We start from the raw sequence: 25,185 nt of genomic DNA, 5'->3' as shown, positions 1-25,185 counted from the left end.
TGCATTGATTACCAGTGTTGCGCCCAGAAGCCCTGACCGTCGTAACCGCTTTGTGCAAGCAGTTTGGCTGCCTGCAAACTCCGCTTGCCGCTGTTACAGTAGAAAACGATTTTTTTTCCAGCAGGGAAATGGCCGATACTTTCGGGGATTTCGGATAGCGGGATATTTTCGCCCCCGAAATTGTCCGCTTCAAATTCGTAATATTCACGGACATCCACAAGTAATACCTGCTCGGGATCAGCTATTTGCAAGGCTTCGAACTCATCATAAGAAATCTCACGCGTACCGTCTCCGACAGATGGCTGTGGTGCCGGAGCGCCCGGAGACTTTGAAGGAATTGCGGTTTCCGACCTCGAAAACTGGAAAATCGTGTGATTGTTTGAAAGGGTATTGATGACCAGTAGTTTGCCAGATAACGGCTCCCCGATCCCGACAATAATCTTGATCGCCTCATTCGCCATGTAAGTACCGATAATGCCCGGCAATACACCCATTACTCCCGCTTCTGCACAATTGTCACCCTCTTCGGCGTCTGGGAAAAGGCAGCGGTAGGTGGGGCCACCCTGATAGTTGAATACCGAAACCTGGCCTTCAAAACGCAGGATAGAGCCGAACACGAACGGCTTATTCAATTCCACACAAAAATCATTGACGAGATAGCGTGTTTCGAAATTGTCGGAACCATCTATGACCAGGTCGTAACCATTAAGCAGGTCCGCAGAGTTTTCGGCAGTCAGCCGGTCGGGGTAGGCGGTGAGACGAACGAATGGATTGAGCACCGAGAGTTTCTCGACTGCGGTAATGGCTTTGTTTTTACCAATATCATCAGCAGAGTACAGTATTTGCCGGTGCAGGTTGGTGAGTTCCACGGTATCATCATCAATAATGGCAATTTCACCGACACCCGCCGCAACCAGGTATTGCAGGACCGGACAGCCCAGCCCGCCTGCACCCACGACGGCCACTTTACCGGCACGGAGCTTTTCCTGTCCGGTTAGGCCCATTTCCGGCATGATGATCTGCCTGGCGTATCGTTTGCGTTCGATTGGGGTCATGTTAATAAGTGGATGAGTCAATGAGTGAATGAATGACCGGGTCGCCGCGCGATGACCGAATAGACTTTATTCAATCATTCAGTCATTCAAAATTAAACCAGCGTCCCAATCCTTCCAAACCGGCTCATAACCCGCGTCGCGGATCATTCGGGCGATTTCGGCGGGCGTTCTTTCGTCCGATATCTCGAATTGTTCGAGGGATTCGGGTTCGACCGCATAGCCGCCCGGATTAGTTTTGGAACCAGCGCTGATGGATGTTACACCGAGTTGGATGCAATGGTTCCTGAACTTCTCGGATTCGCGCGTGGAAAGCGATAGTTCGACTTCCTCGTTGAAGATCCGGTAAGCACAAATGAGTTGCACCAGCTCCCGATCGCTCATTTCTACTTTTGGTTCGAGGCCGCCGGAAAAAGGCCTGAGCCTCGGGAAGGAAAGACTGTAACGGGTTTGCCAGTAAGTTTTCTCAAGGTAGTTTAAATGTAATGCGGTGAAAAAACTGTCGGTGCGCCAGTCTTCCAGACCTATTAATACCCCTAAACCCATCTTGTGAATGCCCGCTTGCCCGAGCCGGTCGGGCGTTTCGAGGCGATAGTTGAAGTTCGCTTTTTTGCCCTTCGGATGATGTTTACGATAATCTTCCTGGTGATAGGTTTCCTGATAAACCAGCACCGAATGCAGTCCGAGCGGGATCAGTTCTTCATATTCATCACGGTCGAGTGGCTGCACTTCCATCGATACCTGTGCGAAATGCGGGCGGATCGATTGCAGGACTTTTTTGAAGTACTCGACATGAACGGTTTGATTCGCCTCGCCCGTAACCAGCAGTACATGCTCGTAACCCATGCCTTTAATCACTTCCACTTCTCGAAGGATCTCACGGTCGGTGAGCGTGCGGCGGCGCACCTTGTTGTCCAGGCTGAACCCGCAGTAGGTACATATATTGGTACATTCATTGGACAAATACAGCGGCACATACATTTGAATGGTATTGCCAAAGCGCTTGCGCGTCAATTCGCGGCTCAGCCTCGCCATCGGTTCCAGGTATGCGGCGGCGGCAGGGGAAATCAGCGCTTTGAAGTCTTCTAATGTTCTTTTCGGCGCGGTTAATGCCCTTTCCACATCTGCGGCCGTTTTGGAATAAATCTCTTCCTTGACCGTATCCCACGAGTGCCGCGCAAATTCTTCTTTAAAGCTCATCCAGAAATGCGGTTAAAGGGCTGCTAGCCTCAGCCAGGTTACTTTTAGAACCTAATCTCGCTTCGTAAGCTATCCTTCCCGACAGCACGGCCAGTTTAAATGCCTCGGCCATCGCCACCGGATCACCGGCCACGGCAATTGCGGTATTCACCAGCACGGCGTCGGCCCCGATTTCCATCGCTTTCGCCGCATCCGAAGGCGCGCCTATACCAGCATCCACTACCACCGGGACTTTGCTCTGTTCGATGATAATTTCAAGGAAATCGATGGTTTTCAATCCCTTATTGCTGCCAATCGGTGAGCCCAGCGGCATTACCGCCGATGCGCCGGCTTCTTCCAGCCGTTTGCAAAGAACCGGATCGGCGTGTATGTAAGGCAATATTACAAAGCCGAGTTTGGCAAGTTCCTCGGTAGCCTTCAATGTCTCGATGGGATCGGGCAGGAGGTACTTCGGGTCGGGATGGATTTCCAGTTTCAGCCAGTTGGTTTCCAATGCCTCCCGCGCGAGCTGGGCCGCAAAAACCGCTTCTTTCGCCGTGCGTACACCGGAAGTGTTGGGCAGCAAATGGATGTGGTTGTGGGCTAAATGGCTGAGAATATCATCGCCCGCGTCGTGAACATCTACGCGGCGTAATGCAACTGTTACCAGCTCGGAGGCGGAGGCGAGCAATGCCTCTTCCATCACCTGAGCCGAGCTGAATTTGCCAGTGCCGGTAAAGAGCCTGGATCGAAATGTTTTATCTGCAATGGTTAGCATAACGCTTGTTGGATTTGATGGTATGTGTTTTGGGGATCAGTCGCGCCGATCAATGCCGCGGACATGGCCACGCCGTGAATGCCAGCTTCGCGAAGGTTGCCGATGTCGTGAAGTGTAATACCGCCGATGGCGATAATGGGCGTAGAATGACCGGCCTGCCGCATTCGGTGTATGAATGTTTGATATCCCCCGATGCCGAGAATTGGACTGAGATTTTGCTTGGTATTGGTAAACCGGAACGGCCCGAGCCCGATGTAATCCGCCCCTTCATGTACCCGCCGCACGATGTCTTCCCAGGTATTGGCCGTACCGCCGATCACTATTTTCTCCCCCGCGAGCGCGCGCGCCTCGGGTACGGGCATGTCCGTGAGGCCAAGGTGCAGGCCATGGGCTTCGACGGCCAGGGCAACGCGGGGGAAATCGTTAATGATGAGTCTGGCGCCATAACTATCGCAAAGCTGCTTAGCTTCCCGGGCGATAGGAAGCACCTCATCTTCTGGGCGGTTCTTCACCCGCAGCTGAATCCACTGGCAACCCGCTTCCAGGGCAAGGCGGATGCTGTCGATGTGCGACATGTTGCTGGTTTCATTGGAAATGAAATGCAATTTATCTACTAAACCAGATTTATACTTTTGCTCCTGATCCGCCGGTTGAAACTGCGGGCAATCGAGTACTTTTGCTTGCGGGTACTCCGCTTCAGCGGCCGCATAGCGCAACAGACTGTCTTCCCCCCCAACCCCAGGTTTTAACCTGGGGCCGGTACCGATCCCCCTGCCGCCGGGTTTTAACCCGGGCCTTGCGGCCAGGGCTGAGGCAAGTACCCGGAACTCCGCAAGGGTATTTGCCGTATTCATCCATATTGCACCCAGTACCGCCACACCGTCGAACCCAAGAGAAGCGACAAGATCAAGTTTGGTACCGTCTATTCCTCCCAATGCGATCAGCTTCCCGGGGAAATTGAACCGTTCCAATCGGAAACCATTCGCTAATACAGCCTTATAATTTTTCTTTGAAATACTATCAAAAACCGGCCCCAGGAATGCATAGTCAAAGCAGTGGGAAAGCTGTTCCAGATCAGCAGGATCGTGTAGCGAAGTGCTGAGCATGTTTCCACTGCTTTTCAGTGCTTCCAACGTTTCCAGGCTCTGCGACAGCCTGTTGGTTTCCGTAAAATGCAGGCCGGTAATTCCAAACTCGCCTGCCAGTGCATGATGCTGATGCAAAGCAATGCGTTCGCAGAACTGCGGATCGATCTGTTTGAGCAGTGCACGCAGCTCCGGCGCCGTCGACTCAGGTTTACGCACATGCAGGCGCGTGAGCCCGTGTGCGAGAAGCTGGTTGATCATCCCAGCCTCCCCGGGTAGCATTTCCGGATGTGTTATGACAATCAATTCTTCCATTACAAATAAATTTCACTGCCCCTCTCCGCAAACTCCCTGGCTTTCTGTTGCATTCCTTCACTGACCGCTTCTTCCGTCCCCAGCCCGTTTTCCTCCGCATAGTCGCGCACATCCTGGGTGATCTTCATCGAGCAGAAGTTAGGGCCGCACATTGAGCAGAAATGCGCGATTTTGGCTCCTTCGGCAGGAAGCGTTTCGTCGTGGAATTCACGAGCGGTATCCGGGTCGAGGGAGAGGTTGAACTGGTCTTCCCATCGGAATTCGAAGCGGGCTTTGCTCAATGCATTGTCGCGGTACTGCGCGCCGGGATGGCCTTTGGCGAGGTCGGCGGCGTGGGCGGCAATCTTGTAGGTGATCACGCCGTCTTTTACATCTTTTTTATTGGGTAATCCCAAATGCTCCTTCGGTGTTACGTAGCAAAGCATGGCGGTACCGAACCAGCCAATCATGGCCGCGCCAATCGCCGAGGTAATGTGGTCATAACCCGGTGCAATATCGGTCGTCAGTGGTCCAAGCGTGTAGAATGGCGCTTCGTGGCAGTGCTGCAACTGCTTCTCCATATTCTCCTTGATCAAATGCATCGGCACGTGTCCGGGGCCTTCGATGATGGTTTGCACGTCGTGTTTCCAGGCGATTTTGGTCAGTTCGCCCAGTGTTTCGAGTTCCGAGAATTGCGCTGCGTCGTTGGCGTCGGCAATGCTGCCGGGACGCAGGCCGTCGCCGAGTGAGAATGCCACGTCGTAAGCCTTCATGATCTCGCATATTTCCTCGAAATGCGTGTACAGGAAGTTCTCTTTATGATGCGCAAGGCACCATTTTGCCATAATTGACCCGCCGCGCGAAACAATTCCGGTAATGCGTTTGGCGGTCAGGGGAATGTAGCGCAGCAGTACGCCCGCATGGATTGTGAAGTAATCCACGCCCTGTTCGGCCTGTTCGATTAATGTATCGCGGAAAAGCTCCCAGGTCAGATCTTCGGCTTTGCCGTTTACTTTTTCCAAAGCCTGGTAAATGGGCACGGTACCGATCGGTACGGGCGTATTGCGGATGATCCACTCGCGCGTTTCGTGGATGTTCTTGCCGGTCGACAAATCCATGATGGTATCCGCACCCCAGCGGCAAGCCCAAACGGCTTTTTCCACCTCTTCTTCAATGCTCGACGATACGGCCGAGTTCCCGATATTGGCATTGATCTTCACCAGGAAGTTTCGTCCGATGACCATCGGTTCGCTTTCAGGGTGGTTGATGTTCGAGGGGATTACCGCTCTTCCCGCGGCTACCTCCTCTCTCACAAACTCAGCGGTAATGTGGCTTTTAGGCGTATTTGCCCCGAAGCTGTGGCCCGCGTGCTGGTGTGCCAAAGCGCCTGCCTTGCCATTCAAAGACGCCAAGTGCAAGTCGATTCGCTGGTTTTCGCGGATGGCAATGTATTCCATTTCAGGTGTGATAATGCCTTTTTTGGCATAATGCAGCTGGGAAACGTTCATTCCGGCTTTGGCGCGCAATGGCTTCGCATTATGTGCGAACCGCAAGTGATCCAGTTTTGCATCGGCGAGGCGCATCCGGCCGTATTCAGAAGAAATCGTTTCCAGCTCCTCCACGTCCCCGCGACCGCGTACCCACTCCGCACGTAATGCGGGAAGGCCTTTCTTGACGTCTATTTCAATATTCGGGTCGGTATAGGGGCCGCTGGTGTCGTAAACGGTAACCGGTTCATTAGGCTCGCTCGCACCTGGTTTTCCCGGACGCGCGCCGCCGTGAATGCGCGTATCAGTCAGCGAAATCTCGCGCATTGCTACGGAAATGTCATGGATCTGCCCTTTAACATATATTTTCTGCGAATTTGGAAACGGGGCACGCGTGATGGTTTCCGGCGTTTTTTCTGTCTTCATGTTCATGTTTCAGGTTTTAAAAATGGTGGGATACAGGACAATGCAATGCTAGCCGCCTTGCGTAGCGGTAATGAGCGTGATCTGGTCGTTGGGGGAAAGCTGGCGGATGGGCCAGTCGGATTTCGGGACTACCGATTGGTTGATGGCCACGGCTATGCCCTTGCCGTTAGCCGAAAATAGTTCGGATACGAGCTGCCCTACCGTGTAAGGGGCGGCGATTTGCTTTGCCTGGCCGTTTAGGATGATTTCCATTCCTGGTTCAGTTTTTTAAATACAAAAAACCTTAGGAATGGACCGGTGACGAAAGAATAGACGGAGCTACGTGCACGGTAACTCCTGCTTTTCCCTTCGGCAGTACTAGCTGCATCAGGTTCAAAGGGTATGATCTCAGTCCGCATGTCGGGACACCCCTAAAGTTGAAGCAAAGCTATTCGAAATTCATGATTTTCAAAAGAATTAGAAAAAAACGTAAGACGGAACGTGGATAAGACGTGAAATTTTTTAAAATATTAAGGTATTTTTGACCCTAATATAAAAACCTGTATAACGACCTGCTTTATTTTGATGGATTTGATCATCAGAAGTGCTGCTCCTAAGGATCTGCCTTCGCTGTTGGAAATAATCAACCACGCTATTCTGAACACCACGGCTATTTATGACTACGAACCCCGGACCTTGGAACAACAAAAGGCCTGGTTTGAACAGATGTTCTATGACGGAATGCCGGTGATCGTAGCGGAATTGGAAGGCGAAGTAATCGGTTATGGGTCCTATAATATTTTCCGCCCGAAAATCGGGTACAAATTCAGTGTAGAGCATTCGATTTACCTCGACGAGAAGTCGCGCGGAATGGGCGTGGGCGGGAAGTTGCTCGGTAGCCTTATCCAGCGTGCGAAGGAATCGGGCCTGCATACGATGATCGGATGTATCGATGCTTCAAACCGTGCTAGTATTGAATTTCACAAGAAATATGGGTTTGTGGAGAAGGGATATCTCAAAGAGGTAGCCTATAAATTTGACCAGTGGCTGGATTTGGTTTATATGCAGCTTTTGTTGGAAGAGGATTGAAAGGAGGAAAGGGAGGATGGAGAATGGAGAATGGAGAATCGAAAAATGTCAGTCTTAGCGAACCGGGCGGTCGAAGACAGTCCGTACGGTGAAATTGTAACGTTATACTAGTGCTTCGACCGCCCCGGCGGCCCGGTTCGCTCAGCATGACAAAACTTGACAACACCTGACTATTATTAACCACATCTGACCACACTGAACAACACGTGACAATAAGAAACGAGGCGCAGCTTAACACTGCGCCTCGTTTTCTTTTAATGGGCTCTGCCCGTTTCTACATAAGTTTCTTCATCGCCGGTGGGCTTGCCTTGCCACCAGGAGGCGAGTATGGAGCCGGTAATGTTCATCAACGGCCCGAAAATGGCCGGGGCTAGGCCCACGGTGGCCATTTTCCCCATTTCCTTCGCGATACCAGAAGCTAATCCGCCATTTTGCATGCCTACTTCAATGGCTATCGTACGGCAATCGCGCTCGCTCATGCGGAACAGGCGGCCCGACCAGTAGCCGAGCGTGTAACCCGAGAGGTTGTGGATCAATACGAGCAACAGCAATGCGGGACCGATCGACAAAAGGCTGTCGCGGCCGGCAGCGGTGATGATCACGATGATGAACGCGATCCCACCCATCGAAACCAGCGGCATAGCAGCGTCCAGCCATTTCACTTTTCCGCTGAACAGCTTGTTGAAGAACAATCCCGCGCCGATCGGAATGATCACCATTTTAATAATATCCCACATCATATGCAAAGTGTCGATCTGCACGAAAGCGCCTGCAAGCAAGCTCATGAGTACCGGTGTTACCAACGGCGCGAGCATGGTTGAAATGGCAGTAATGGTAATAGACAATGCCAGGTTCGCCTTCGCGAGGTAAGAGATCACATTGGAAGCCATTCCGTTGGGTGAGCAGCCGATGAGGATGATACCCGCCGCGATTTCAGGTGGGAAGCCGCTGATGTTCGCCAATGTATAGCCGATGGTCGGCATAATGATAAAGTGGCTCACGACGCCGATAAGCACACCTTTTGGCATTTTAACTACCCCTACAAAATCGCCGAAGCTCATGGAAGTCCCCATCCCGAACATGATGATCTGGATCAATGGGGTAATGAGGGTTGAAAGTTTGAATTCACCGACGGTGAGGAAGTGCTGCGGGTAGTACAATGCCGTGGTTACCGCCGCGAAAATGACAGTGGTGTAGGTAAAACCTTTCAATTTTTCATAACCTCTGAAACTGATGGCAAGCGACAGGAAGAATGCAATAAAGAAGGGGCCGGCGGAGGGGAGGCTTCCGGTGAAAGCGAGGTAGAGCGCTATCAGTAGGCAAACCGCGGCGACGCCGGATAGAAGCTTGTAAATATTCATATAAATGTATTTAAAATGCAATTTTAAAAATGCGAAAGAAAAATCCTGTCAGTTTTACCAAACAGGAAATGCTGAAAACCAGTCTGGATTACTCGTTTACCAGGTTCTTTTTTTCATGTATTCGTCGAGCTCCGAACGCTTCATGGGGATTTCGTTCGGGTTTTTATCGAGCCATTTGAGGAAGTCGTTTTTCAGCGTGTCAGTCCATTGGCTGTCGATCTGGCCGGGGGTGTATTTGCCTTCTTTCAGCATTTGAATACCGAATTTGTCACGCAATGCGATGAACTCGGCAGTTTGCACCACTTTCTCGACCATGTGCGCAGGCACGAAGATCACCCCTTCTTTTTTAGCCAAAACCAAATCGCCTGGAAGCACGACGGCGCGGCCGATGCGGATAGGGGTATTGATGCCGGTCACCACAGCGTCTTTGAGGTAGGATGGATCGAAATCACGGACGAATGCGTTGAAACCCGGGATTTTTGAGAGGCCGTCGAGGTCGCGTACGGAGGCGTCGAATACTACGCCATTGCCTGTTTTCGCGAAAATGGAGTTGGCAAGGTTATCGCCGATCAGCGTTCCTTCCACGATTTTGCCCATGCCGTCGGCTACATATACGTCGCCTTTGCTGAGCATGTCGATCGGCCAGGAATTGGTATTGCCGATGCGGCCCTGTTTGCCACCGCGGTCTTTGATATTCTTTTCAATATCCGGTCGTGATGGCATGAACTGAGCGGTTAATGCGCGGCCGGCGATCACCACGTCGTCGTGCACGATTTTCCAATTGCCTTCGAACTGGCAGTTATAGCCTTCGTTTTTGAGTACTACCCAGGCTTCTTCGATATTGATTTCCTTCGCGCGGCGGACGAGGTCGTCGGAGATTTTCGGGCGGCCGTCGGGGAAGCGTTCGCCTTTCCATTCGGAGGTCAGGAAAATCAGTTCTTCTTTCGGCATAGTCTGTGCCTTCGCAGTTTGCAGGCCTCCGAAGGTTAAGGTCAGGATCGTCGTCAAAGAGAGAATCGGTAGTTTCATAAGACAAGAAAAAGTACGGCAGGGATATATTGAGTAGGTGAAATTAGGCAAAATATCAATGGAAGCCCCGCCCGGTGACATCGCTAGGGGCTCCCATTGTCAGGTTATCTTCTCGAAACGACAATCGGGTTGGTCAGGCCGTTCAGGTCGTACACGACACGTCCTGCACGGATGGTTACTTCGGCTTCGAGTTTCTGCTTGCCCTGTACCTTGGCGCCGGTATAATCGAAGAAACCGAATGTGCCGGTGTCGTTCATCTGGAACTTGCCGTCGAGCACACGCAACACGGACACGTCCGCACGAGAGCCTGCCGAAAGGTTACCCAGCTCTTCGCGGTGAATGGCTTGCGCAGGCGCCCAGGTGCTGGCTTTGATCACCGCCGGCAGGTCCATACCCATAGCGAGGAATTTGGACATGACATTGAGCATATCCTTCATCGCGTTGTTCATGCTGCCGGTGTGGATGTCGGTACTGATAGTGTTGGGGTAAAAACCGGTTTTGATGGCCGGGATCGCCTGCGAGAATGCAAAGCTGATACCGCCGTAGCCCACGTCGAAAATGATCCCTTTTTTACGTGCTTCATATACGAATGGCTTCACTTTGCCCGCTTTCACGTCCACGATCGGTTCGCGGCTGGCGAGTTGCCCGAAGCAGTGGGTGAAAATGTCGCCGGGGCGGAGGTGCTTCATGAAAAGCTCTTCAATGGGCAAAACCGGCTGGCTGCCACCGAAATCGATCATGACCGGGATGTTGGCAAGCTTGCCGGCCTCCACGGCACGGTCGGTAGGCGTCCAGTTGTAGCCGTTGAAGTGAGCAAGTTTGATGCCCACAATGTATTCCGGATATTCTTTTGCCACTTTGGCGGTAGCCGCGGCGTCCATATCCTCTACGTTCTGCTCGTATGTGCCACCGCGCATCCCTTCGCCTACGATGTTCAGGAACGAGAGTACGCGGGTGCGGGAGGCGTCGATGGTTTGTTTCTTGAAATCAGGGAACGACTTCCAGCCGGCGCAGCCCGCGTCGACCACCGTGGTAACACCGGTACGGAACGTGAAACCGTCGGGTGGGAGGGCATTAGGGCCATTGCTGTAAGTTTGGTCCATTTTCGTGCCGAAGAAGTTGTGCGAGTGCATGTCGATCAGGCCGGGCGTTACGAAAAGCCCTTTGGCATTCACCACCTGCACGCCTTCCTTGGCGTCGATGTTTTTGGCGACGAGCATCACCGTATCGCCTTTCAGCGCGACGTCCATGATGCTGTTGATATTGTTTTTGGGGTCAATGACGTGACCGCCCTTGATCACGATTGAATATTTCTGAGCGTTTGCCATGCCTGCACAACAGATTAGTGCGGCGGCAATGAATACTTTTTTGATCATGGTTTTTGGTTTAGGAAAAGCTGTTATAGTTAAGACAAAAAATCACTTGAAACTCCTCACTCATAGCTCGGAAATTTTTGAGTCGTAAACAGCGATACGGATTGCCGATTTGGGTCAGCAATCCGTATCGGCCATTTATTTGATAAACAAACAGCGCATGGGCCGCTTATTTATCCCACCAAACTTTACTCGAAAGCGTGTTGGTACCGCCCTGGCGTGTACGCGCTTCGTAAAAATTCACTTTGTTGTATAGCTCTTCCGAATCAGGGATCACGAAACGGGTCGGGATTTGGCCGCCGGTAAGGTTACCCGGGTAGTTCGTCGGAGTCAGCTTGGGATAGCCGGTCCGGCGCCAGTTCGAGAAGATCTCGTATTCGTCTTCCAGGAATAGGGTTACCCATTTCTGCGTGCCGATCTGCTCCATTTTCTGGGCGGTTGTGCCAGCCGCATTAAATGGGTTCGCTTTCAGGTAAGCCGCGATTTTAGCATCGGAAATGATACCCGCCGTTCCGAACAGTGACCATTGTTTCAAACCGGAAGTAACAGCAGCATTGTACGATGCTTCGGCTGTTGCGCCGCTATACCAGCCGCGAAGATTTGCTTCTGCCAGCAGCAGGTGCATTTCGGCGGGGGTGAGTACCAGCAATGGAGCATTGTATTTCAGGATCGTTGCCGGATTAGGCTCGGAATATTGGTCGAAGTTGGCAGGTTTTCCGTTGAATGCCGCATTGGGCATTCCCGATTGCAGCGCAGTTGCCGTGTCCGCGACATACGCCGCCGTGGGAGAGGCCTTCGTCCATACGATGGAGATGACATTCAAACGGGGATCGCTGGTCGTTTTCAAATGGTCGATAAATGTCTTTGCAAATTTTCCACCTTCGACGTTATCATCGCCCGCGGAAACGTAGTCGGTACTCATCAACCCAGCTGAAATGAAGTTGCGGCTGGCAGTAATGGAACCATCCACGTAATCGATTTTTGCGATATCGGCATCAGCAGTGATCACGCCACCCGCGATGGCCTTTTTTACCCAGGTTTCGGCCATCGCCGGATCAATCTCGGTAAGCCGCATTCCAAGGCGGAGCATCAACGAATATCCGAATTTCTTCCAGTTCGCAATTTGATTGGCTGTTCCTTGCGATCCGTAAATCAGGTCTGAATTCGCAAACGTCGCTTTGCTGTTATCAAATGCCGCGATGGATTCGTCCAGCTCTTTCAACAGATCGGCATAGATGAATGCCTGGGTGTCGTATTTCGGAGTGAAGTTTTTCTCAGTCAGGGCTTTTCCAGCTTCGGAATATGGAATGTCTCCGTACAGATCTGTCAGGCGGTGGAAAAGGTAGGCTTTCCAGATACGTGCTACCGAAAGCTTATTAATATCCTCGGGAGAAGTTTTAACAGCATCGATTACCTGCAAAATGTCGATCACAGCCCCGGCGGATGCAGGATCACCGCCAAACAATGCCCAGCTTCCCTGCGAATAGGAGAAATTGAAATACTTGTCACCCGCGGCAGGTACCTCTTTGTAGGTAGCAAAATGCTGCATAGAACCACCGATCGTCAGGTAAGCCGCTCCCGTGAAGTTGTTGCTTACCGTCGTGAGCTGCGTCCTGGTGAAGAGGAAACCGGGTACGACGTCCCTGGACGCATTGGGATTTACATTCATTTCTTCAAACCCATTGTCGCAGGAAGAGATGAAGGCGGCCATCGCGGCCATATATGTTAATTTCAGAAATTTGTTCATCGTGACAAAGATTTTGAATGATTAAAACTTCACTGTCAGGTTCACACCGATGTTTCTCGTTCTCGGCACACCGAATGCTTCCAGACCTTGCGCGTTGCCATTGGTGTAGCTCGACTCCGGATCGAAGTAGTTGTTACGTTTGTCTTTGTAAAGCAGCAAAAGGTTACGTCCAACGATCGACAGCGAGGCGCTTTGCAGCTTTGTACCCAGGAGCGAAAAATTGTTCACCGGCAGATTGTAGCTAATGATCACCTGGCGAAGTTTCACGAAATCGTTGTTGAACACGAACATACCTGTGTAGTTCTTGTCATTGTCATAGTAAGTATCAATGTCTTTCTTTTCCCATGTTTTGCTGAATGGAGCACCTTCCGGCGTTACACCTGTTACAGTCAGACCCGTTTCACGGCCGGGAAGTGTTTCTTTCGGCAAACCGAAGCGGTAGGCATACTGGTACAGGTTGGAGTAAACCACACTTCCGAACTTGCCGTCGATCAGGATGTTGAGCGAGAAGTTTTTGTATTTGAAGTTGTTGGTAATACCCATTGTCCAAGGAGGCGTACCGTTACCCAGCTTCTCGAGGTTTCCGCGTACTGCATAGTTGCTTGCCGTATTGAACACCGTGTTGCCGTTCGCATCTTTGAGTTTGTTGTAACCCCAAACTTCGCCATAAGTACCGCCAACCACGTTGTTGATCAAACCACCACCCACACCGGTTCCGATGCTCAGCTGGTTCAGGTTAGGAGCCAGTTGCACGATCTCACTCTTGTTGTAGGCCATGTTATAGCTGATATCCCACAGGAAGTTGTTTTGCTTGATCGCCGTTCCTGTCAGCAAAAGCTCGATACCTTTGTTGCTCAGCTCACCAACGTTCAACAATGCGGCTGTGTACCCTGCCGACGACGCGATATTGCTTTGAACGATGTCGTTGGTAGTCTTGCGGTTATACAGTGTAATGTCGATGCCCAGACGGTTATGCATGAATTTCGCTTCCAAACCTGCTTCGTAGGTAGTCGAAGTCAGTGGTTTCAAATCGGGGTTAGGCACGACGGAAGAAGAGAGCTGCTGCACCGGACGGCCGTTGTGGCCACCCACTGCCATAGCGTAGCTTTGGTAGATCTGGTAAGGAAGTACCGTAGCACCACCCACCTGCGCCCATGAACCGCGCAGTTTCGCAAAACTGACCACATCAGGCAGTTTGAATGCCTCCGACAAAATCAACGAACCGCCTATCGCAGGGTAGAAAATGCTGTTGCTCTTGCTGTTCAACACCGAAAACCAGTCCTGACGACCTGAAACGGTCAGATAGGCAAACCCTTTGTAACCAATATCCGCCGAACCGAACAGTGAGTTGATACCGCTTTTGTTGTAGGTAGGAATAACCGTCGAAGTAGCCAGGTTGGTAAAGCTGTAAAAGCCCGGGATTGTAAACTCTGCTCCATTGAATGCGGTTTGGTCGTAGATGCTTCTCTGAATATTGCCACCCACGAGTGCCGAGAAATTGAAATTCTCCGAGAAATCCTTTGAGTAGTTCAAAGTCAGCATTCCGTTGGTTTCGGAAGATGTTACCTTCTTCGCTTCATAGGTTCCCAGTGGCTGGTACGCGTTGGCGGTCGGTACTACGAATTCGTAATTGAAATTGTAGTAATCCTGGCTCACGCTACCTTTAATGAACAGGTTGTCGAGAATGTCGTACTTGATGTTCGCTTGTCCGAGGAAACGGTTTTTGGTATCCTCATTCTTGAACTTGTTGATCACGAAATAAGGGTTCGGGGCAGCAGGAACGGGGTTCCATTCGATCTCTTTGCCAGTAGTAGCGTCATAACCAGGAGAAAGGCTTCTGATGTCCACCGTATTGGCTACCAGGTAAGTTGCCCAGTGCGGGTTATAGTCCGCATAACCTACTTTCGGACGGTTGTGGCCGTTTTCGATATTGTATTGAACAACAGTTTCAATGCTCAGTTTTTTACCCAGCTGTGCATTCAGGTTCAGGTTGGCGATTCTTCTGTTGAAAGAAGAATTAGGTACAATGCTTTTTGAACTCGTATTGTTCAAGCCGAAACGGAAGTTGACCACTTCATTACCACCAGTGAACGAGATGGAGTTGATGTAGTTTGTTCCGGTGCGGTAGAAATTTTTCAGGTTGTTTTTCTGCGGCGAGTAAGGGCGTTCCACACCGTCGAACTGAACAACCGGCGTGCCGTCCATTTTGGCACCATATGATAAACGTCCCGAGCTTTTTGCCTGCGTTTGTGTAGTAGGTTTTACACCGTCCACACCCTGCCCGTATTCGTATTGCCAATCAGGGATGATCGAAAGGTTGTCCACCGAGAAGTTGCCATTGTACTCCACGCCGATACCTTTTTGTGCACGTCCTTTTTTGGTAGTAATCAAAATAACACCATTGGAAGCACGTGCACCATAAAGAGCCGCTGCCGGGCCGCCTTTCAAAACGCTGATCGACTCGATGTCGTCGGGGTTGATACCACCGATACCGTCACCGCGGTCGGTATTGTTACCATTACCGTCCGAAGCATTGCCGCCGCCTGGTACGCTGTTGTCCATCGGCATACCGTTAATTACGTACAAAGGCTGGTTGTTACCGCTCAAAGATCCGTTACCGCGGATGATAATGCGGCTGGAACCACCAGGGCCTGTCGACATACCGGTTGCGTTAACGCCTGCAATTTTACCTGTCAATGCATTCGCCACGTTGTTTTCCCGGGCCTGTGTAAACTCGCTGCCTTTCACCTCGGTTACTGCATAGGCCAGCGCCTTTTTCTCTTTGGAAATACCCAAAGCCGTAACAACCACCTCGTTCAAAGCCTTTGCCTCTGGCGCCAGCTGCACATCCACGCTCGTTTGGCTGCCTACTGCAACTTCCTGTGTCGTGTAACCTACGAAACTGAAAACCAGAACGGCAGTCGCCAGTTCGCCATCCGGAATATCCAGAAAAAATTTGCCTTCTGCGTCACTGGAAGTTCCTCTTTGCGTGCCTTTTACGAGTACGCTCACGCCTGGCAGGCCAGCGCCGGTTTCGTCCTTAACGCTTCCTGTAACGTTGCGTTTGGGCGACGTTTTTATTGCATTTTCTTCAACGGGTGCCTGTTCACGGCGCAGGATGATGCGGTCCTGCACCACTTCGTAAGTAACTTTATGCGGAGTCAGAATTTTACTGAGAACTTCGGATAATGATTCGTCCTGAAATTTATAGGATGCTTTCTGATTAGTAAAGATCTGAGGGTTGTACATGAACTTAACCTTCGTTACATTCTCAATCTTCTCCAATGCCTTGTCTATCTCGGAATTGGCTAAACGCAAAGTCACTTTTTGTTCTAACACACGTTGTCCGCGCACATCGTTCGCATGAACGAAAGTGCTGAACGCGATGGAGAGCAGGGCTTGATACAGAGTAATGCGCATGATTTTCTGTAAAGCATGGTGAAATTGTACTCTTTTTGACATAATTTTGATTTTTGTCGGGTTAAAATTCGGCATAATGGTTCCCACAGCAGCCTCGTTCAGATGCTGTTAAGCGTACACAAGCATGGGGATTTGATCGGGTCGGTGGTGTTGCAGCATCATCGACCTTTTTGGGACTGGAAATTAGTAGTGGTTTATGTTCATAGGCAAGGGTGAATTTGTCATAAAGTATTGAGAGAAAGGTATTTTCATTAACATCCTTTGCTGTTGATGATGATGCTGGCATCCAGTTGTTCGTACTGCGCGCCGATCGTCTTGCAAATCAGGTTGATCTTCTCGAATAACGGCTCATCGGAGAGCGACGCGGTCAGATAGCAGTTTTGCATTACCTCGGCATCGAATACGATCTTCACGCCATATGATTTTTCCAATGCCGCAAACACTTCTGTAATCGGCGTCCCCTTAAATTCGAATGACTGTCTCTGAATGGGTAATTCCAGCAGTTTCGGGTCCGGAACAAGGCTCCTGGTAAGACGTAACTCATTGGGTGCGAATGTGATCTGTTGGTTGGGGGTCAATACCATTCCTCCCAGTTTATCATCCGCATGCTGGCTGGCGATCGCTTCTTTCGTCATCGGGAAAACAGATACCTTACCGGTTTTGACCACCACTTTCACCTCCTGGCCGTCGAATGCGCTCACTTTGAAGCTCGTACCCAACACTTTTGTAGCCAGCGTATGTGCATACACGTAAAAAGGTTTGCCGGGATTTTTAGCCACTTCGAAGAACGCCTCTCCTTTCAGAAACACTTCGCGCTTGCGGCCCTCGAACCGGCGCGGATAGGTAATGCGGCTGTCGGGCTGCAACAGCACCGAACTGCCGTCTTCCAGAATCACGAGTTTCGCTTCGTTCCCCGTGTTTATCGCTTCGATCAGCGGCTCCCTGATCTGGCTCAGGATCACCTTATACTGGTCCGACTGCTTCTGTGAAAGCGTTTGCTTGTTATACCACCACCCGGCAAACATCAGGATCAGCACGGAGGCTGCCATATGGTACCAGTTAGGCCTGAAACGCAGCCATGACGAAGATTTTTTCGCATTATTTTCGCCGATTGCGTGCGAGAGCCGGTAGATTTCATTAGCCACTTCCTCATCCGAAATCTGATCGAACGCCGCTTCCGTCGCCATCAGAAAATTTCTGGCGCGATCAACGAGATCCTGTTTGTCCGGATTATGTTCCAGCCATTCGGCCCATATGGCTTCATCGGCGGGGCTGTCGAACAACACCCAGCGTCTGAAAGATGGATCGGCGGCTAGTTCCTCCGGAAGAAAATTGCGGTAATCGAGCATATCGGGCAAATAATAATATGGCTAATTTTAATAAGGATGCGAGAACATTGGGTCAATACTCTCCTTTCGGAAATTAATTTTTGAAAAGTTTTGAAAGGGCAAATAAAATGTGGTGAAGTGCGTAAACCGCGTGCCTTTTGACCGTTGGTATATCTGTACCAGCCGGAAATTCATTGTTTGGTTTTTAAGCGATCAAAAATTTGATGTCTTAAATATCATTTTATATTTTTAGAAAGAAATCAGGCGATTTGGAACATAAATGGCTGCTCACTACCCAGCTTTCGCAGCGCTACATGGCATCTGTTCCTATAATTAAAATCGGATTTCTTTTGAAATATAGAGCCTAGCAGGATTCGGTTGGAAAGTGCCGGGGAGCATTGGCCGGATGTGGTGCGGGATTTTTGTAAATTTGTTTAGCGTCGAATTAGACATTAAAGAAAGATGATATGAAATTAACAGTAGTGATTACGCAGGGAGAGGAGATGCTGATCGGACAGGTTCAGGAGATTCCGGGCGTCGTAACTCAGGGAGCGAATGTGGAGCAGGTTATGGATAACATTCAGGACGCGCTTGGCCTCTACTTCCAGGATTCAGATGTCGTTCTGGAAAAAAACAATTCACAGCGCACCTTCAAAAATATTGTATCGATGCAGGAGCTGGAATTTGCCTGATGTCCGTCAAACGCAACGAATTTATGAAGCATCTTGAAAAACACGGATGTTTTCTCAGGCGGCATGGCGCAAAGCATGACCTGTATGTTAATCACGACCAAAGCCTTCGTAGCACGGTCCCGCGGCACCCGAGGTTAGACAAATCGCTTTGTGAGACGATTTGCAAACAGTTAGGTATTGAAAAGTTCTAAATGATATGGTTTTGCAGACTTAAAGATACTGTTTAACAAATTTTGCCTTTCGCAGTTGAATAGCCAACCCCCAGCTTCCGAGAAGTGCAACTGACAATGTTATGAGAAACTTGAAAAATGCTGTGAAGGGTAGCTCTAGTAGTAAGTACTGGGCCCAGATCACAAACGGATAATGCAGCAAATAGATCAGGTAAGCATGATCGGAAAGGGAATCCCACGCGGCATTCGGCTTTTTAACTAATGCACGGAACGTTGTAAGGAAAGCAATGCAGCTGAATGTGCAGGATAGCATGTAAATAGAGAAGTAAATCAGGTAGCCTGTAATCTCGGAAAATGTGCCCTGCTTGACGAGATTGGTCAGGAATGGCGGCATAATTGTAAGCAACGTATATACACCTGCGCACAGAGACAGCCATAGCGGCCAGCGACGTACGAGTAGGGAAGAGGTACCGAAAAGAGATTCGTTGAAGCGTACTTTACCTAGCCAGGTACCAAGTATGAAATAGCCAAAATATAATGCTGCCCGGCTGATCTGAAAATCGAATGGCCCGAAGCCAGTCCATGTTCCCGGCCCGAGCCAGAATGCGAATGGAACGTACAATGCGAAGGTGAACAGGAACCAGTATAGCAGGGTTTTTACGGGTTTATGAGTTTTTGTGATCGAGCCATCGGATTGAGCAGCGAGCGGTTTGCTCCCCAGGAGTGATTTGTTGGTTAAATAGATGAATGCGAACACCACATTGAACACAAACAGTACCCAGATGAACCAGGGCGGGCCAACGGGCCATTGCTCAACAACGAAGAAATCTGTCACGTAGGCGGGCAGGCTCCCGCTTCCGTGTGCGACCAGGTACGCAGGGTAATGCGCGAGCAGGTTGAGCAAGGTGCCTCCAACCAGAAAAGGAATGAAAAGGCGGTAAAACCGGTCACGAAGGAATGCGGTGACACCCTTGCGTTCAATGCTTTTGACAACGAACAATCCGGCGATCAGGAACATCAGCGACATGAAGAATACGTCGTTGAAGTTTTCGAAAATATCCAGTCCTACCCAGCGACGGGTATCGACAACCGGATGGGTGGAATTGATATAGGCAACCTTATCAAAGCTCGCGAAAGTGGTATAAGCGAGCGACGAATGATGAGCAACCACCAGAACTGTCAGAAATGAACGGAGGTAATCTATCCAGAGAGTTCGACTGGCAGTTTGTAGCATCGGTTATCTTTTGTTGACGAAAGGATGCATAAAGATAGCTTCCGATTGCTTACAGCCGCGGTTTTCTGAAAAGATAAGTGAGCTATCCGGATCTATATGCTGGAATTCAGGGGGCGGCAAGTCTAGAACTGCATCGCGAAGCAAAGGAGCAGCAGGTTGCTGATCGGGTGAATGTGCCGTTTGAGCGAGGTGATGGCTTTGAAAAGCAAGTTGGCGACCGACTGCCGGTTTACCTGCATGAGGTCGGCGATCTGCTCGTTGTCCATTCCTTCAAAGTATTTGAGGAAAACAGCCTCTTTCTGGCGACGGGGCAATTCTTCGATAGCACACCGCACTTTGACCTGATTCTCATTCAGCAGCTCTTTCCGTTCAATTTCAGTTTCAACTGTTTGGTAGTCTGAAAGTTGGTGGGCTTCATCGATGTCAAGAAACGGGTGGGAACCGTTGCTGCGCCGGAATTCCTGCATCAACTGGTTGCGCAGCGCACGCAGGAAATAAATGGTAACGAACTGGATTTGAATATTCTGACGCCTTTCCCAAATGTGGATCATCAAGTCTTGAATGGCGTCCTTGATGAACTCCCGGTCGGAGGTGAAATTGCAGGCGTAGTTGAAAAGAGTGCGGTATTGCTTATCGGCCAATTGGCAAAATGCCAGACTGTCCCCGGCCTGGCTTTGGTGCCAGAGATTCAAAAGAACTTCATTCTCCTCAGCGATGCGTTGTTTCTTGTTCAAATCTTGTCGGGTAGGTTAAACAAATTAACTGTTTAATCGGGATAATCTAAAATATAAGTCCGACTTTATTTTTAGTGAGCGAATTTAATCTTGGATAATTGTATTATTCCAGAATTAAAGTTTGTGAAAAGTGAGGTAAGTGGTTCGTTTTGCCGGATTGGTTACTCTTTGGATTAGGAGGAAAGGAGGAAAGGAGGAAGGGGAGGATGGAGGAAGGGGAGAAAAGACACTGAAAAAGGTTCGAGAGGTAGTACTGAAATGGAAGAAGGAAGAAGAGAGAATTTGAATGCAATTCCATTTTCCCTTTCCTCCTTCCTCCCTCCTAAATTCTAAACGTAAGCAATACAGTCGATTTCAACGAGCGAGTCGCCTGGTACGCCGCCATACACCGCTACGGTGGTGCGGCATGGCGGCTTGCTGCCGAAGCGGCCTTTGTAGGCTTCGTTCATGGCTTTGTAATCGTTCAGGTCGTGGAGGAAAACGGAGCATTTCAGTACTTTTTCCATCGAAGAACCTGCTTTGATCAGCTCTTTTTCCAATTCGTCGAGTACGTGCTTGGTGTGAGCCGTAATGTCGCCCTCGAAGTGGGCACCTTTACCAGCCACGAAAACAAGGTTGTTGAACTTGGTATGGCCCGAGAAAAGAGGTACGTCCTGATACATTTCCACGTCACCCACTTCTTTTTGGGGCGCAGGTGCAGCTACTTCCGCGTGCACTTTAGATACAGCACCAATGCCGGCGATGCCAGCAACGGAAGCAAAGAGTTTCTTAATAAGAGACCTTCTTTCAGATTTCATAACAGGATTGATTAAAGTTATATGTAGAACGAGATGTATTACGAAGTTTTCTTTTTGGCTTTTTTCGCCAGTTTATCATTGGCTGGAAGGGTGATCTTCCAGAGACTGCCACCTGCTTTGTTGCCGCCTTGCTTGCCGCCGTACTCGATGACGTACAGCGTATTGCCGATAAGCAACGCATCGGTAGGGGCGGTAAAGTTGTTGATGATGCTGGTGGTTTTGGTTTTGTAGTTGTCGGCCTTTTTGTCGTAGGTCATTTCCAGGTGAAGCAAGTCCTTACCGTATCTGCGCAATGGGTTCGGGTTTACGACGCCGTTACGCGGGCCGCCGGTGTAGCGGATCACGAAGCCGTCGCCGGTGAATTCCTTGCCTAATGCATTGTGCGTATCGAAGAAGATGCCTAATGGGGACGAATGCGCATTGAAAGTACCCACAGTCACACCAGTAGTATCCCCATCCATTACCGCGCCGGTTTTGCGGTCGCGATACTCGTTGGCATCAGGGCCAAGGTTTTGAACAGAAGGAGAGAATTTCACACCGGCCGGCCGTTTCGGGAAGTCCGGGTCGTTGTGAAAATACTTCATTAGGAATGCGAATGCAAACTTGCTCAGGAACGGATCTTTCTCAGGGTCGGCCTGGAAGTCGGGGAATTGCTGCGGGTTGTCGATTCCGCCCATTACCCAGGGGAAGCCGTAATGGTGTCCCTTGCGTACCCAGAACATGTCTTCGGGATGGTCATAATCGCCGGAGTTGGAAACTGCGAAGAGATTGCCTTTGGCATCGAAGGCCATGTCGTAGGCGTTACGGATACCTTCGGCAAAAATGTAGCCCTCGGCTTTGAGTTTGGCGAGATCCGTTGAAAGTAAGAGATCTTTGGAGTTGATCGGGAAGCGGAAGATGTTCGCTGTGAGTGCATTGTCGCGCGCATTTGGATATTCGCCGCCATTGTCCTGCACCTCGCCGTGGTCGGTGCGTGCGCCTGTGTTTACGTAAATGTATTTGCCGTCCGGGCTGATTTCCAGCGCGTTCCAGCCGTGATCGAACGTCGTTTTGTTCGCCCCGTATTCAACGGTATTGAAAACAACTGTCATTTCAGGCTTGTCGACGCCGGGCGTTCCCACGCCGGGCTTCATTTCATAGCGGACTATCCGGCCTTTATTGCCTTTATTGTTGTTGACGCTCACATTTCCTGCCAGAAAGAGGGTATTGCCATGAAAAGCAGCGCCTTGCAAGCGGGGAATGCCGTGATCTTCGACGGATAGCAGCTTTTTACTCACCGGCTTGCCGTTTTCGACCACGATTTTAACCACATCACCAAAAAACGTAGTATAGTACATTTCTCCGGTAACCGGGTGCTGGATCAGGCGAACCGCTTCCGGTTCCACTTTCATGTACTCTTCGATGGTAATATCGTCGCGAAGTGCTTTGGGGACGGAAGTCGATACTTCCCGTTGCTGTCCGAAAACATGGAACGTCAGGCCCAGTGCGAGTGCCGACGTAAGTCCGGACTTGATGATGCGGCTGTATTGTAACATAATGTTTTAAGAGGTTTAGGTGGCAATCGGATTCCGGCTATTGAACTGAAAAGCCGACTGCCGATTGCCGAAGTATTCTTTTAAAAATCTTATTCGTTTTTGCCCAAATGTCTGATGTACGCTACGAGCTGCCAGCGTTGTTCGGCTGTAAACACATCCTGGAACGGCGGCATATTCCCGCGGCCGTTCGACATTTTCCAAAATAGCGAGCCGTCGCTTTGTGCCTTCACCAGCGTATCGTGGAAATTGGCTGGTTTCTGGCCTAATGCACCGCCTGCGGCACCATCGCCATACCCGCCTTCGCCGTGGCATGAGGAACAATATAATGTAAACAGTTCTTCGCCCTGGGCCAGCGTAAGTGGCTCCTCGTGAAAAGGGCTTTTCAGGGTATCAGCCCAGGCCGGTGCCTTCCATGGCTCCTGATTGTGGTGTGTGGAAGCGTTCTTCTCGGAAGAAAAACCCGCCAGACCGATTCCGGAAAGAATAAAGAAGCCTGCGATTATGATTTTATTTTTCGGCATGAATATACAGAAATGGTAAATTAGTTACACTTGCCATTCTTCCTCCAACCCCTTCAAAGGAAAACTCAATTGCCGGAGAGTAATATCCGCTTAAACGGGGTTGGAAGATGAATGGCGTAATATCTTGCTATTTAATCGCGGCCCGCACTTTGGCTACTTCGTCCGTCGTGACAGGGCTTGCATTGTTTCCGAAGTTGCTCCGGATGTGAGTTAACACCTCCGAAACTTCTTCATCTTTTAAAAAGCTGTGCTGCGGCATGACATTGTTGTAGGCTTGGCCTTTAACTTCGATAGGGCCTTCCAGACCATTCAACAGCACCTTGATCAGCCGCTCTTTGTCGCCGGTAACCCATTCTGCCCCACCCAGTGGTGGAAAGCGTTGCGAGTCGCCCATGCCGTTACGCTGGTGGCAGGCCGTGCAATACACGCTGTAAACCTTGCCGCCTGCGATGGGTTTGTCCTTATCCAGGTTATCGTTTACAAAATCGGGCGTGCGGATGTGTGACATCGTTTTACGCTGCTCCATTTTCGCAAGCGCCGGTTTGGCAAACTTTTTCTTGTTACCCTTGTAGGTGACTTTCCAGATCTTACCTTTTTCGGTTTCGGCGATATAAATAGCGCCGTCGGGCCCCATGGAGATGCCCATCGGACGGTACACTGCGTCGCTCACGTTCACGATCGGGTCGAGGCCCGCGAAACCGTCCGCGAAAATCTCGTATTCACCGGCAACCTGGCCGTTTTTAAAAGGAACAAAACCAATAAAATAGCTCGACTGAGGGTAGGGTGCGCGGTTGGTGGAACCGTGGAATGCGATGAACGAACCGTTTTTGTAATGCTCGGGAAACTGGTTGCCCTGGTAAAAAAGAATATCATTGGGCGCCCAATGGCCGGGAAAGCCAATCAGCGGTTTTTCATATTGATCACACTGGCCTACAATTTTACCATCACCGCCATATTCGGGGTTCAATACCTTTTTGGATTGCATCTGATCCCAATAACAATAGGGCCAGCCGGCGTGCGTGCCTTCTTTAATTCTCAGAAATTCCTCCGAAGGAAGCATGGCGCTTTGCCAGCCGTTGTAAAGTTGCGGCCAAAGGCGCAGGAGATCGTCGCGGCCGTGCTGCACCGCATATAAGTTGTTGTCCTGAAAATTCCAGTCCAATGCGACCACACTGCGCAAACCCGTCGCGAACTTCGTGCCGTCCTTCTGTAACTGGCCGGTCTTGTTCGCGTCGAATTTCCAGATACCGCCGTGATCCTCGAGGATCGGGCATGGGTCCATCCCTTTGGAGCCGGGCGTGCGGTTTTGTTCCTGGCAAGCATTGGAATTGGCACCGAAAGGCACATACATAAAGCCCTTGTCATCGAATGTGAGCGGCTTGGCGATGTGCTCGTGCATACCGTGCGGGTGGTCGTCGGTGAGGATCACCTCTTCCGGGCTGTCGGGCACCAGTTGGCCGGGCGTCAGTTTGTAACGGTAAACCACGAGCTCGGAGCTGAAATACAGGTAACCCTTGTAAATCCGCATGGCCGTTCCGTAAGCCCGTTCTTTCGCGGCACCGCCGAAACGCTTGATGATATCGGCCCGCCCATCTTTATTGGTGTCGCGCAATGCGATTACCGACTCTCCCTTATCGGCAAACCGCGCTTTCACATAAATATCACCATTGTCATTCACCGCAATATGGCGCGCACGACCCGGAAGGCTGTCCACGACAACAGTAGCCTCAAAGCCGTCCGGCAAGAACAGACCACCATTTTTGGTATTGACAACCGGCAACTCCCGGTCGGAGTGCTGCGTAAACCCCAGCCCGAGCAGGACAAGAAGTGAGGCAGACCATTTTAAGCGTTTTTTTAACATAGGTCAATTAAAGA

General features: G+C 50.4%; 21 protein-coding genes and 1 riboswitch. Of the genes, 3 read left to right on the top strand and 18 right to left on the bottom strand.

What is annotated here, in order from left to right; translation table 11 throughout:
- Window positions 1-8: 8 nt before the first annotated feature.
- The 6 genes from moeB to thiS all read right to left on the bottom strand — a co-directional run bounded on the left by moeB (window position 9) and on the right by thiS (window position 6,553).
- On the bottom strand, window positions 9-1,055 hold the full coding sequence (gene moeB / locus IEY24_RS20600) for a HesA/MoeB/ThiF family protein (protein ID WP_188935582.1): 1,047 nt from the start codon (window positions 1,053-1,055) through the stop codon (window positions 9-11).
- A gap of 78 nt (window positions 1,056-1,133) precedes the next feature.
- Window positions 1,134-2,252, bottom strand: a complete 1,119-nt coding sequence (thiH, locus tag IEY24_RS20595; RefSeq protein WP_188935580.1) for a 2-iminoacetate synthase ThiH — start codon at window positions 2,250-2,252, stop codon at window positions 1,134-1,136.
- Window positions 2,242-3,009 carry a thiazole synthase gene (locus IEY24_RS20590; protein ID WP_188935578.1) on the bottom strand — a complete coding sequence of 256 codons (768 nt, stop codon included), beginning with the start codon at window positions 3,007-3,009 and terminating at the stop codon, window positions 2,242-2,244. The genes thiH and IEY24_RS20590 overlap by 11 nt, the downstream gene beginning before the upstream one ends.
- Entirely contained in the window at window positions 3,003-4,409 is a 1,407-nt protein-coding gene (locus IEY24_RS20585) for a thiamine phosphate synthase (protein ID WP_188935576.1), read from the bottom strand. The genes IEY24_RS20590 and IEY24_RS20585 overlap by 7 nt, the downstream gene beginning before the upstream one ends.
- Window positions 4,409-6,301 (bottom strand): phosphomethylpyrimidine synthase ThiC, encoded by a 1,893-nt coding sequence (thiC, locus tag IEY24_RS20580; protein WP_188935574.1) that lies wholly within the window; start codon window positions 6,299-6,301, stop codon window positions 4,409-4,411. The genes IEY24_RS20585 and thiC overlap by 1 nt, the downstream gene beginning before the upstream one ends.
- A gap of 48 nt (window positions 6,302-6,349) precedes the next feature.
- Entirely contained in the window at window positions 6,350-6,553 is a 204-nt protein-coding gene (gene thiS, locus IEY24_RS20575) for a sulfur carrier protein ThiS (protein ID WP_188935572.1), read from the bottom strand.
- Window positions 6,554-6,627: 74 nt separating this feature from the next.
- Window positions 6,628-6,723: riboswitch (TPP riboswitch) on the bottom strand.
- Between the two features lie 142 nt (window positions 6,724-6,865).
- Here thiS and IEY24_RS20570 point away from each other — a divergent pair.
- Window positions 6,866-7,369 (top strand): GNAT family N-acetyltransferase, encoded by a 504-nt coding sequence (locus IEY24_RS20570; protein WP_019940819.1) that lies wholly within the window; start codon window positions 6,866-6,868, stop codon window positions 7,367-7,369.
- Window positions 7,370-7,623: 254 nt separating this feature from the next.
- On the opposite strand, the gene IEY24_RS20565 is transcribed toward IEY24_RS20570, so the two are convergent.
- From IEY24_RS20565 to IEY24_RS20540, 6 genes are all read right to left on the bottom strand, one after another.
- Complete coding sequence (locus IEY24_RS20565; RefSeq protein WP_188935570.1) at window positions 7,624-8,730, bottom strand: bile acid:sodium symporter family protein; 1,107 nt, start codon at window positions 8,728-8,730, stop codon at window positions 7,624-7,626.
- 96 nt (window positions 8,731-8,826) lie between these two features.
- Entirely contained in the window at window positions 8,827-9,759 is a 933-nt protein-coding gene (locus IEY24_RS20560; RefSeq protein WP_188935568.1) for an RraA family protein, read from the bottom strand.
- Window positions 9,760-9,863: 104 nt separating this feature from the next.
- Window positions 9,864-11,135 (bottom strand): amidohydrolase/deacetylase family metallohydrolase, encoded by a 1,272-nt coding sequence (locus tag IEY24_RS20555; protein ID WP_188935566.1) that lies wholly within the window; start codon window positions 11,133-11,135, stop codon window positions 9,864-9,866.
- A gap of 166 nt (window positions 11,136-11,301) precedes the next feature.
- Window positions 11,302-12,879 (bottom strand): SusD/RagB family nutrient-binding outer membrane lipoprotein, encoded by a 1,578-nt coding sequence (locus IEY24_RS20550; protein WP_188935564.1) that lies wholly within the window; start codon window positions 12,877-12,879, stop codon window positions 11,302-11,304.
- A gap of 21 nt (window positions 12,880-12,900) precedes the next feature.
- Entirely contained in the window at window positions 12,901-16,299 is a 3,399-nt protein-coding gene (locus tag IEY24_RS20545) for a SusC/RagA family TonB-linked outer membrane protein (protein WP_438821075.1), read from the bottom strand.
- A gap of 251 nt (window positions 16,300-16,550) precedes the next feature.
- Window positions 16,551-17,648 carry a FecR family protein gene (locus tag IEY24_RS20540; RefSeq protein WP_188935562.1) on the bottom strand — a complete coding sequence of 366 codons (1,098 nt, stop codon included), beginning with the start codon at window positions 17,646-17,648 and terminating at the stop codon, window positions 16,551-16,553.
- A gap of 446 nt (window positions 17,649-18,094) precedes the next feature.
- On the opposite strand from IEY24_RS20540, the gene IEY24_RS20535 reads away from it, so the two are divergent.
- On the top strand, window positions 18,095-18,319 hold the full coding sequence (locus IEY24_RS20535; RefSeq protein WP_188935560.1) for a type II toxin-antitoxin system HicB family antitoxin: 225 nt from the start codon (window positions 18,095-18,097) through the stop codon (window positions 18,317-18,319).
- Window positions 18,319-18,510: a type II toxin-antitoxin system HicA family toxin gene (locus IEY24_RS20530; protein ID WP_188935558.1), complete on the top strand. Its 192-nt coding sequence runs from the start codon at window positions 18,319-18,321 to the stop codon at window positions 18,508-18,510. The genes IEY24_RS20535 and IEY24_RS20530 overlap by 1 nt, the downstream gene beginning before the upstream one ends.
- A gap of 19 nt (window positions 18,511-18,529) precedes the next feature.
- Here the strand turns inward: IEY24_RS20530 and IEY24_RS20525 are convergent, their stop codons facing one another.
- The 6 genes from IEY24_RS20525 to IEY24_RS20500 form a co-directional block, all read right to left on the bottom strand.
- On the bottom strand, window positions 18,530-19,723 hold the full coding sequence (locus tag IEY24_RS20525; protein ID WP_188935556.1) for an acyltransferase family protein: 1,194 nt from the start codon (window positions 19,721-19,723) through the stop codon (window positions 18,530-18,532).
- 122 nt (window positions 19,724-19,845) lie between these two features.
- Window positions 19,846-20,457, bottom strand: a complete 612-nt coding sequence (locus tag IEY24_RS20520; RefSeq protein WP_188935555.1) for an RNA polymerase sigma factor — start codon at window positions 20,455-20,457, stop codon at window positions 19,846-19,848.
- Window positions 20,458-20,786: 329 nt separating this feature from the next.
- Window positions 20,787-21,254, bottom strand: coding sequence for a RidA family protein (locus tag IEY24_RS20515; protein WP_188935554.1), 468 nt, complete (start codon window positions 21,252-21,254; stop codon window positions 20,787-20,789).
- 38 nt (window positions 21,255-21,292) lie between these two features.
- A complete protein-coding gene (locus IEY24_RS20510) occupies window positions 21,293-22,789 on the bottom strand; it encodes a PQQ-dependent sugar dehydrogenase (RefSeq protein ID WP_188935553.1) in 1,497 nt (498 codons plus the stop codon).
- A gap of 89 nt (window positions 22,790-22,878) precedes the next feature.
- Complete coding sequence (locus IEY24_RS20505) at window positions 22,879-23,310, bottom strand: c-type cytochrome (protein WP_188935552.1); 432 nt, start codon at window positions 23,308-23,310, stop codon at window positions 22,879-22,881.
- 127 nt (window positions 23,311-23,437) lie between these two features.
- Window positions 23,438-25,171 carry a PQQ-dependent sugar dehydrogenase gene (locus IEY24_RS20500; RefSeq protein ID WP_188935551.1) on the bottom strand — a complete coding sequence of 578 codons (1,734 nt, stop codon included), beginning with the start codon at window positions 25,169-25,171 and terminating at the stop codon, window positions 23,438-23,440.
- Window positions 25,172-25,185 lie beyond the last annotated feature (14 nt).

The organism is Dyadobacter endophyticus, assembly GCF_014641595.1.
Lineage (GTDB): Bacteria > Bacteroidota > Bacteroidia > Cytophagales > Spirosomataceae > Dyadobacter > Dyadobacter endophyticus.
This window is presented reverse-complemented; position numbering and strand designations above follow the sequence as displayed.

Bases quoted from the DNA above. Each gene is read 5' to 3' on its own strand.
- moeB (WP_188935582.1), bottom strand. From the start codon at position 1,055: ATGACCCCAATCGAACGCAAACGATACGCCAGGCAGATCATCATGCCG.
- IEY24_RS20555 (WP_188935566.1), bottom strand. From the start codon at position 11,135: ATGATCAAAAAAGTATTCATTGCCGCCGCACTAATCTGTTGTGCAGGC.
- IEY24_RS20570 (WP_019940819.1), top strand. From the start codon at position 6,866: ATGGATTTGATCATCAGAAGTGCTGCTCCTAAGGATCTGCCTTCGCTG.
- IEY24_RS20505 (WP_188935552.1), bottom strand. From the start codon at position 23,310: ATGCCGAAAAATAAAATCATAATCGCAGGCTTCTTTATTCTTTCCGGA.
- IEY24_RS20545 (WP_438821075.1), bottom strand. From the start codon at position 16,299: ATGCGCATTACTCTGTATCAAGCCCTGCTCTCCATCGCGTTCAGCACT.
- IEY24_RS20560 (WP_188935568.1), bottom strand. From the start codon at position 9,759: ATGAAACTACCGATTCTCTCTTTGACGACGATCCTGACCTTAACCTTC.
- thiS (WP_188935572.1), bottom strand. From the start codon at position 6,553: ATGGAAATCATCCTAAACGGCCAGGCAAAGCAAATCGCCGCCCCTTAC.
- IEY24_RS20590 (WP_188935578.1), bottom strand. From the start codon at position 3,009: ATGCTAACCATTGCAGATAAAACATTTCGATCCAGGCTCTTTACCGGC.
- IEY24_RS20565 (WP_188935570.1), bottom strand. From the start codon at position 8,730: ATGAATATTTACAAGCTTCTATCCGGCGTCGCCGCGGTTTGCCTACTG.
- IEY24_RS20550 (WP_188935564.1), bottom strand. From the start codon at position 12,879: ATGAACAAATTTCTGAAATTAACATATATGGCCGCGATGGCCGCCTTC.
- IEY24_RS20585 (WP_188935576.1), bottom strand. From the start codon at position 4,409: ATGGAAGAATTGATTGTCATAACACATCCGGAAATGCTACCCGGGGAG.
- IEY24_RS20535 (WP_188935560.1), top strand. From the start codon at position 18,095: ATGAAATTAACAGTAGTGATTACGCAGGGAGAGGAGATGCTGATCGGA.
- thiH (WP_188935580.1), bottom strand. From the start codon at position 2,252: ATGAGCTTTAAAGAAGAATTTGCGCGGCACTCGTGGGATACGGTCAAG.
- IEY24_RS20530 (WP_188935558.1), top strand. From the start codon at position 18,319: ATGTCCGTCAAACGCAACGAATTTATGAAGCATCTTGAAAAACACGGA.
- IEY24_RS20510 (WP_188935553.1), bottom strand. From the start codon at position 22,789: ATGTTACAATACAGCCGCATCATCAAGTCCGGACTTACGTCGGCACTC.
- IEY24_RS20500 (WP_188935551.1), bottom strand. From the start codon at position 25,171: ATGTTAAAAAAACGCTTAAAATGGTCTGCCTCACTTCTTGTCCTGCTC.
- thiC (WP_188935574.1), bottom strand. From the start codon at position 6,301: ATGAAGACAGAAAAAACGCCGGAAACCATCACGCGTGCCCCGTTTCCA.
- IEY24_RS20525 (WP_188935556.1), bottom strand. From the start codon at position 19,723: ATGCTACAAACTGCCAGTCGAACTCTCTGGATAGATTACCTCCGTTCA.
- IEY24_RS20540 (WP_188935562.1), bottom strand. From the start codon at position 17,648: ATGCTCGATTACCGCAATTTTCTTCCGGAGGAACTAGCCGCCGATCCA.
- IEY24_RS20515 (WP_188935554.1), bottom strand. From the start codon at position 21,254: ATGAAATCTGAAAGAAGGTCTCTTATTAAGAAACTCTTTGCTTCCGTT.